The following is an 8,086-nucleotide window of genomic DNA, read 5'->3' as shown; positions in this document are numbered from 1 at the left end:
TTGGTGAGCCATGAAGGACTCGAACCTTCGACCCTCTGATTAAAAGTCAGATGCTCTACCAACTGAGCTAATGGCTCTTGGCTGGGCTAGCTGGATTTGAACCAACGCATGTCGCAGTCAAAGTGCGATGCCTTACCGCTTGGCTATAGCCCAATATTATTTTAATTCCATTAAGAAAATGGCGGTCCGGACGGGACTCGAACCCGCGACCTCCTGCGTGACAGGCAGGCATTCTAACCAACTGAACTACCGGACCAAATGTGTTTTAAATAAGAAACAGGAAATGAGCTAAAATCATCTCCCGTCCCTGATGACCCCTACGGGATTCGAACCCGTGTTACCTCCGTGAAAGGGAGGTGTCTTAACCACTTGACCAAGGGGCCAATTTTTATGGCGGAGAAGGAGGGATTTGAACCCTCGCGCCGGTTACCCGACCTACACCCTTAGCAGGGGCGCCTCTTCAGCCTCTTGAGTACTTCCCCATAAAAAATGGCTCCGCAGGTAGGACTCGAACCTACGACCGATCGGTTAACAGCCGATAGCTCTACCACTGAGCTACTGCGGAATAATTAAACTTTTAGGTACCAAACAAGGACAATCACCTTGTCGACTCTTTACATTATAATGACGATGTATGATAAAGTCAACATGATTTTCAGAGAAAATAAGCTGCATATTATTTCCTTATACTTCATGTAACTCTTTTACCTTTTTAAGCTTGCCTCTACACTTTCCACACACATAGCGACTTGTATTAATACTTCGTTTTCTTTTATATTGCTGCAGGCATTTTGTACATTCATAAAGGAGAATTTTATTAGGGGTGCGTTTTTTAGGTTTGTCTAGCAGCGGGCTGCAGAATCTTGGTGCACCTACTTTTTTCAATAACATTTTAAAATCTGGATCACGGTGCTGATACCCTTTTCCTTCTATGTGGAGATGGTAATGGCAGAGTTCATGTTTAATAATCCCGATTAGTTCGTTTAAACCCAGTTGGTCTAAGTATTTTTTATTGATGTCGATGTTATGAGTCCCAAGTAGATATCTTCCCCCGGTTGAACGCAGCCTGCTATTAAAGGAGGCTTTATGCCTAAAAGGCTTGCCAAAGAATTCAATCGAGACTTTTTCGACTATTTTTTGTAGTTCTTTATCCTCCATTTGCTTTCCCTCCAAACATAAAAGCGAACGTGACAACCTATTATAGCATATATTGTAGATACCTATAATGATCTACTTTTCGGGAGGGTTAACTATGCCGACTTGGTTTCAGAACCAAATGAAAAGAGCTTTCTACGAGAAGGACCGATACCAAATTAAACTGCTAAACCAATGCTGGTTTTTTTACAGAAAAAAGCACATTTCATAAGAAAGAGTGCAACTCACTAGGTGGGTTGCATTCTTTCTTCTACATTACTCTTATTTAGCTGGCGGCAGCATCGTTAATGCTACTCTGCCTTTTTTCATATCAACTGAGTCCACCCAAACGGTTACCACATCACCAACAGATACGATATCCAAAGGATGTTTCACAAAACGATTACTTAGCTTAGAAATATGAACGAGACCATCCTGCTTAACGCCGATATCTACAAACGCGCCAAAATCCACCACATTTCTAACTGTACCCTGCAGTTCCATTCCTGCACTTAAATCTTCTAATTTAAGAACATCCTTTTTCAATAATGGACGCGGCAGGTCATCACGCGGGTCACGTTCTGGTCTTACCAGTGCGTCGATGATATCTTTTAGTGTTAATTCACCAATTGACAGTTCTGCAGAAACTGATTTTAAATCAAGACCACCAAGGGCATCTCTTAATTCAGCACTTCCTAAATCATCTGTTGAAAAGCCCAAACTCTCTAATAACTTTTTCACTTCATTATAGCTTTCCGGGTGAATTCCCGTCTTGTCTAACGGCTGTTTCCCATCTAATACACGCAAGAAACCAATGGCTTGTTCATATGTTTTAGCCCCTAGACGAGGGACTTTCTTTAATTGCACCCTGCTCGTGAACTTCCCTTCTTCTTCCCTTTTCTTCACAATATTGTGTGCCGCCGTTTTTGTCAGCCCTGCAACATATTGCAGCAAGGAGGCTGAAGCTGTATTTACATTCACACCTACACGGTTAACCGCAGTTTCAACAACAAAATGCAATGACTCGGAAAGGCGCTTTTGGGTAACATCATGCTGGTATTGACCAACTCCAACTGATTTCGGATCAATCTTCACTAACTCGGCAAGTGGATCCTGTAATCTTCTTGCAATTGAGACCGCACTTCTTTCTTCTACTTGAAAATTAGGAAACTCTTCTCTCGCTATATCAGAGGCAGAGTACACGCTGGCACCCGCTTCATTCACAATTAGATAATAGATTTCATCATCCATTTCTTTCAGGATGTCTGCTACGAATTGTTCGGTTTCCCTTGAGGCCGTTCCATTGCCTATGGCAGCCATCTCTACTTTATAATCCCGAAGAATTTGAATGAATTTTTCTTTCGCTTCCTTTGTCTTTGAGACGGGTGGATGCGGATAAATCACATCAATCTTCAACACCTTACCTGTTTCATCCACAACCGCTAGCTTACAGCCTGTCCGGTAAGCCGGGTCAACGCCAATAACCACTTTTCCTTTCAAAGGCGGCTGCAAAAGGAGGTTACGAAGATTTTCAGAGAATATATGAATCGCTTGCTCTTCACCTTTATCATTTAGTTCACCCCGAATTTCCCTTTCAATCGAGGGTTGGATAAGCCGCTTATAGCTATCTTCTATTGCTTCAATGACAAAAGGTGCTGCGGGTGAATGCTGGACGCGTACCCATTTTCTCGATAGATAAGAAAGGACTATGTCATTATTCATCTTTATGGATACCCTTAAGATATCTTCCTTTTCACCACGATTTAACGCAAGGATTCGATGGGGAACAATTTTATTTACTGGCTCCTCATATTCATAGTACATTTCATAAACTTTTTTCTCGTCTTTTTCCGCATCTTTTACTGTTGATTCCACTTTACCTGACTTAAATGTTTCGTTACGAATCCATTTCCGTCCCTCTGCATCATCGGAAATCATTTCAGCAATGATATCTTTCGCACCAGCAATAGCGTCTTCAACCGTAAGGACTTCTTTTTCATCCGATAAAAATTCCTTCGCCTTTTCCTCAATTGAAGTTTTAGGAAATGTTAATAACCATTCTGCTAATGGTTCTAGCCCCTTTTCCTTTGCAACCGTCGCTTTTGTACGTCGTTTTTGTTTATAAGGACGATATAAATCTTCCACCTCTTGAAGCTTTTCTGCTTTCGTTATTTTATGTGATAGTTCTTCGGTTAATTTTCCTTGTTCTGCAATGGTCCGAAGTACTTCTTCTTTCCTTTGCTCAAGGTTTTGTATGTATTGCCAGCGTTCCTGGATATTTCGTATTTGGACTTCATCTAGTGCCCCTGTCATTTCTTTACGGTAGCGGGCGATAAATGGCACGGTGTTGCCCTCATTCAATAACGAGATTACACTCTTTACCTGCTTATGAGGTATGGTTAACTCGGCAGCTACCTTCCCAAGAAGCTGTTCATCTTTTACAACTGTATCATTCACTTCACAAACCTCCATCCATTCCTATTACCATATTGTATCAAATTACCTCAATCGATTCATTAAAGGAGCAGTTTCTTCTTATAAATAAAAAAATAGCAAGCTAATGAGCTTGCTAAAGGCAGAAACAAATATGAGGTTAGAGCATACGTATAAAAAAACGCTCTTTCTAAAAAGAGCGTGCATTCATGCTAAAATTCGATGAGACCTATACTTACTCGCAAGGCTTCATCCACTTTTTCCATCATTTCGTCATCGAGATGGGTTATTTTATCGGTTAACCGCTGTTTATCAATTGTACGAATCTGTTCTAAAAGTATGACTGAATCTCGTTCAAAACCGTAGCGCTTCGCATCAATTTCTACATGAGTGGGAAGCTTCGCTTTTTGAATTTGTGCTGTAATCGCTGCAACAATAACTGTGGGACTAAACCGATTCCCGATGTCGTTTTGAATGACAAGTACAGGACGGACGCCGCCTTGTTCAGAACCAACAACTGGGGATAGGTCCGCGAAATAAACGTCACCACGCTTGACAATCAAGGGATTACCCTCCGCTTACAAGACGTTCAACTGTGTGCTCTGCCTCAAATTCTGCTTGAAATGCTTCCGATGCAATCGATAAATTGATCATTGCCATTTCCATGTATCCACGTCTCATGGATTCGCGAATTTGTCTCTTTTTTCGTTCGCGTAAATACATTTTAGTTGCCTGATAAATAAACTCGCTCCGGTTAACGTTTTCTAATTTTACAAAACCATCTAACTCGGTTAAAAGATGTTGCGGTAATTTTACTAAGATTTCCGTAGTTGCGCCGGATTCAGACACAAACATACACCTCCACCATCACTACACACCATTTTTTCTATCTACCATATTTTATAATACCACTTAATGCCCAACATGCATAGACTAAATATAATACTTCTGTATTATAGGCCAAACAAACTATCTTTTATGCACTAAAATTCCGCATTATCATAATTATGTTCCCATTTTTAATATTAAGCCATTTATTCGTGCAAAAGATAGTTTTTTAATACGACAATTTTCCCACCCTGTTTATATAGACGGGGTACTCTAGTTGAGATGATACATGGTACTTCATAATTAATTGTTTCTAGTTTTTGAGCAATTTCATTAACAGAGATAAATTCTCCATTTTCTCGACCAATTAACGTAACAGTCGTCCCAACTGGCACTTCATGTGGTAATTTTACCATACATTGATCCATACAAATCCTGCCAACAATTGGCACTCTTCTACCTTCAACCAATACTTCCTGCCCTTGGAGCCGACGAATCCAGCCGTCAGCATAACCGATGGGAATCGTACCAATCCACTCTTCGCCCTCGGCTTCATAAGTAGCACCATAACTTACTTTATCACCTTTATCGAGTTTTTTTACATGGACAAGCCTCGAGCGGAGCGAAAACGCCTCCTTAAGGGGAAAAGGCAGTTCATTTTCAATCTCAGGAGATGGTGTTAATCCATACATAGCAATCCCAAGACGTACAGCATTAAAATTAGCTTTTGAGAATCGTAAAGCAGCAGCACTATTACTACAATGGATATATTTGGGCTGTTCCTTCATGACAGAAAGCAAATCATGGAATAGCTCTAATTGTTTATCCAGGTAAGTTTGGTCTACTTCATCTGCTGTGGCAAAGTGTGTAAAGACACCCTCAATTGCTAGCCTTCCATCTCTAGATATCGTTTCTACAACCTGTGCTAACTCTTCCTTTGTACGGATACCAATTCTCCCCATTCCAGTATCAAGCTTAACATGAACGGGAAGTACCTTATCTTCTGGAAGATAGGATTGTGCCGCTGTTACCCACTCTAACCGGAACACTGTAATGGTGATGTTAAACTTGACTGCTAGCGCAGCATCTTCTGGACGTGTTGCACCTAAGACTAGAATAGGTGCAAGTACTCCCTTATTCCGGAGAGCGATTGCTTCATCCATAAATGCTACTGCTAGATAAGTTGCACCTGCTTTCAGTGCACTCTCGGCCACTTTCAAGTCCCCATGACCGTAAGCATTTGCTTTTACCACGGCTATAATCTCCACTTTGGGAGGCAAAAGTTTTTTGACAGAGGTAACATTTGAGAGAATATAATCCAAATCAACCTCTGCCCATGTGTCTCTATAAAAATAGCCCTGCTCTGTCATTGTTCCACTTCCTAATTACTTAAAGTCACTTTTATTATATTTATTTTTACCCTATTGATTATCAAACTACTTATTTTAATTGTCAAATGAAAAACAGGCCCTATTCAGAGCCTGTATCCTTTAATCCTATTTTTCTATATCACCTTGGACTGTTCTGGCGATCTCAACAAGTTCCTGTTCTGTTAAGTCGTTGGAGGCAATCATGTAGTCCACACCATCCATGGTCCAAGTAATCGAACCTTCAGAAACAGCACCGATGGTAATACCTAAATCAACTAAGTCTCCATCGATATAAGTAGGTGACGTTGAGGCTTCTTTCACGGTTACCTTTTCTTGTACAAGCGTGAATGACTTAGCACCTTCGTAGGTTAGGACAACCCGTTTTCCATCTTCAAGTTTGACAACTTTTTCATCCACTAACTTCGCACCCATATCGGCAGTTGGGTATTTAACAGTAAAGGCTTCATCCTTACTATCTGCCATGACAGGAAGGTTAAGGTCAGCACGAGTCATATTCTTTTTCATATCAAAATCGCTATCATCAAAGCTGGCGTTGAATTTAACCTTTGAGAATTCTACAGTCACTAGCGCATTTCGATCTGGATCCATTACTTTTACCATTGCCGGGGATAAATCTTCCTTGTTTAGTTTAATTTCCTGGATTGGTAGCATACTATTGTTTTGATAGCGGGTTTTGGTTTCAAATACATAATGTTCTTTTGTAGCAGAGAATTTTGACTCCTTATCTTCAACAATGTCTTTAATTAACGATTCATATAAATAGGCTTGGCTGCTGTTTTGCGGCCAATCGCTTTGGAATTTGAAACTCTTCTTTAGTGCAGGTGTTAATACAAATACCCCTTCATCGTTGCGTAATATCATCTGACTCTGATCTTTTTCTGCATTTTTTAAATTGACGCGGTAGAATGTTGGATCCTTATGCCAAATCTCAACGTTATACACCTGTGAATCAGTGCCCATTTTCAACGTCATTTTTGCATCTACTTTATAACCAGTTAAATCATTTAGTTTTCCATTTAACTCTTTCACCACATCATCTTTTGACTTAGAGCCACAGGCAGCTAGTAGAAAGATGACCATTAACCCCGTAAACAAAAGCAAAAACCTTTTCTTCAATTCCTTCAACCCCTTCTTGTCTCATTTTTCATATGAATATAAAGAAGACTCGTCTCTCCCATTTCCCTATGAATATATGAGACAACCTTAAGGAATATGATAAAAGGGTGCCAAGCTATTTATGATTTTTCTATTTTTCTTCGATAACTACCTGTGCAACAGCATAATCTCTGCTGTGTGAGATCGAAAGAAATCCATTCGTTTCAGGCCTTACGATGCAGGGCTTGCCGAAAGAATCTGCTTCAATTTCAATATCTAGAAAAGATAACTCTTTGCCGATTCCCGTGCCAGCAGCTTTAGAATAGGCTTCCTTTGCCGCAAATCTCCCGGCTAAAAATTCAATTTTTCTTCGCTCAGGAAGCTCTACGAACGTTCGTTTCTCATTCTCAGTTAAAATCCGATCTACCAGCTTCTTTTGTCTAGTGACAATTTCTTCAATTCTTGAAAGTTCAATAATATCAATTCCGATCCCTTTAATCATACTCAAGGTCCCTTCTATTTAAATTAAAAGATGCATAATAGTACAACAAGACCATATTTCAGTCTATTATAATTAGTAAGTATTCTCGGGGAGGTTATTATGTTTACGAGGACAGAGAGTTTTCGCGAATTCATCCGCTTTTATCCGGTTGTTTCTATTATTATCGCCATTCATTTCCTATTATATCTTTTTACAGCTTTACCGATATTCCCAAACTTTTGGTTTAAAGCGACTTTTTCAGGTGTAAACCTCTATATTATGGAAGGTGAGTATTGGAGGCTGTTTACTCCCATCTTTATGCACGGCGGGTTTACTCATGTTTTATTTAACAGTTTCTCACTCGTTCTTTTTGGTCCAGCACTTGAAAGGCTCTTAGGAAAGGGTAAATTCCTGCTCGTCTATTTTGTTTCCGGTATCCTAGCAAATGTAGCTACTTTACTGCTTGAACCTTTAACCTATGTACATGTTGGGTCTAGCGGCGCGATTTTTGGATTATTTGGTTATTATATAAGCATGATTCTCTTTCGTAAGCATATGCTCTCACAGCAAAATTCGCAAATTATCCTTATCATTTGTGCCCTTAGCTTAGTTATGACCTTCATCCAGCCTAATATTAATATCACTGCCCATATATTCGGTTTATTAGGCGGCTTTTTACTAGGAGCCATTTTTTATAATAAAAAGAAGGATTGAGCCAATCTTT

Annotated in this window: 9 protein-coding genes and 6 tRNA genes; 2 read left to right on the top strand and 13 right to left on the bottom strand. The window is 39.9% G+C overall.

Annotated elements, in window-relative coordinates; genetic code table 11:
• Position 1: 1 nt before the first annotated feature.
• The 7 genes from MLOOGBEN_RS27785 to MLOOGBEN_RS27755 all read right to left on the bottom strand — a co-directional run bounded on the left by MLOOGBEN_RS27785 (position 2) and on the right by MLOOGBEN_RS27755 (position 1,158).
• Positions 2–77: transfer RNA gene (locus MLOOGBEN_RS27785), tRNA-Lys, on the bottom strand.
• A gap of 1 nt (position 78) precedes the next feature.
• Positions 79–153 (bottom strand) — tRNA-Gln (locus MLOOGBEN_RS27780).
• Between the two features lie 26 nt (positions 154–179).
• Positions 180–256 (bottom strand) — tRNA-Asp (locus tag MLOOGBEN_RS27775).
• 55 nt (positions 257–311) lie between these two features.
• Positions 312–383: transfer RNA gene (locus MLOOGBEN_RS27770), tRNA-Glu, on the bottom strand.
• Positions 384–391: 8 nt separating this feature from the next.
• A tRNA-Ser gene (locus MLOOGBEN_RS27765) sits at positions 392–482 on the bottom strand.
• A gap of 8 nt (positions 483–490) precedes the next feature.
• Positions 491–565 (bottom strand) — tRNA-Asn (locus tag MLOOGBEN_RS27760).
• A 119-nt stretch (positions 566–684) separates the two neighbouring features.
• A complete protein-coding gene (locus tag MLOOGBEN_RS27755; protein ID WP_179161489.1) occupies positions 685–1,158 on the bottom strand; it encodes a SprT family protein in 474 nt (157 codons plus the stop codon).
• Positions 1,159–1,252: 94 nt separating this feature from the next.
• Here MLOOGBEN_RS27755 and cmpA point away from each other — a divergent pair, with 94 nt between their 5' ends.
• Complete coding sequence (gene cmpA, locus MLOOGBEN_RS27750; protein ID WP_095251326.1) at positions 1,253–1,366, top strand: cortex morphogenetic protein CmpA; 114 nt, start codon at positions 1,253–1,255, stop codon at positions 1,364–1,366.
• A gap of 50 nt (positions 1,367–1,416) precedes the next feature.
• On the opposite strand, the gene MLOOGBEN_RS27745 is transcribed toward cmpA, so the two are convergent.
• The 6 genes from MLOOGBEN_RS27745 to acpS all read right to left on the bottom strand — a co-directional run bounded on the left by MLOOGBEN_RS27745 (position 1,417) and on the right by acpS (position 7,383).
• Positions 1,417–3,606, bottom strand: a complete 2,190-nt coding sequence (locus MLOOGBEN_RS27745) for a Tex family protein (RefSeq protein WP_179161488.1) — start codon at positions 3,604–3,606, stop codon at positions 1,417–1,419.
• A 173-nt stretch (positions 3,607–3,779) separates the two neighbouring features.
• Positions 3,780–4,130, bottom strand: a complete 351-nt coding sequence (locus MLOOGBEN_RS27740) for a type II toxin-antitoxin system PemK/MazF family toxin (protein WP_034673264.1) — start codon at positions 4,128–4,130, stop codon at positions 3,780–3,782.
• Between the two features lie 4 nt (positions 4,131–4,134).
• Positions 4,135–4,416, bottom strand: coding sequence for a CopG family ribbon-helix-helix protein (locus MLOOGBEN_RS27735; RefSeq protein WP_095251323.1), 282 nt, complete (start codon positions 4,414–4,416; stop codon positions 4,135–4,137).
• 185 nt (positions 4,417–4,601) lie between these two features.
• The gene (gene alr, locus MLOOGBEN_RS27730; RefSeq protein WP_179161487.1) at positions 4,602–5,765 is read right to left on the bottom strand and encodes an alanine racemase; all 1,164 of its coding nucleotides are present in this window, start codon (positions 5,763–5,765) and stop codon (positions 4,602–4,604) included.
• Between the two features lie 126 nt (positions 5,766–5,891).
• Positions 5,892–6,902: a LolA family protein gene (locus tag MLOOGBEN_RS27725; RefSeq protein ID WP_179161486.1), complete on the bottom strand. Its 1,011-nt coding sequence runs from the start codon at positions 6,900–6,902 to the stop codon at positions 5,892–5,894.
• A gap of 130 nt (positions 6,903–7,032) precedes the next feature.
• Positions 7,033–7,383 carry a holo-ACP synthase gene (gene acpS, locus MLOOGBEN_RS27720; protein WP_179161485.1) on the bottom strand — a complete coding sequence of 117 codons (351 nt, stop codon included), beginning with the start codon at positions 7,381–7,383 and terminating at the stop codon, positions 7,033–7,035.
• A gap of 99 nt (positions 7,384–7,482) precedes the next feature.
• On the opposite strand from acpS, the gene MLOOGBEN_RS27715 reads away from it, so the two are divergent.
• The gene (locus MLOOGBEN_RS27715) at positions 7,483–8,076 is read left to right on the top strand and encodes a rhomboid family intramembrane serine protease (RefSeq protein ID WP_179161484.1); all 594 of its coding nucleotides are present in this window, start codon (positions 7,483–7,485) and stop codon (positions 8,074–8,076) included.
• Positions 8,077–8,086: the final 10 nt, after the last annotated feature.

This window comes from Bacillus sp. EB106-08-02-XG196 (genome assembly GCF_013396335.1).
Taxonomy (GTDB): Bacteria; Bacillota; Bacilli; order Bacillales; family Cytobacillaceae; genus Neobacillus.
This window is presented reverse-complemented; position numbering and strand designations above follow the sequence as displayed.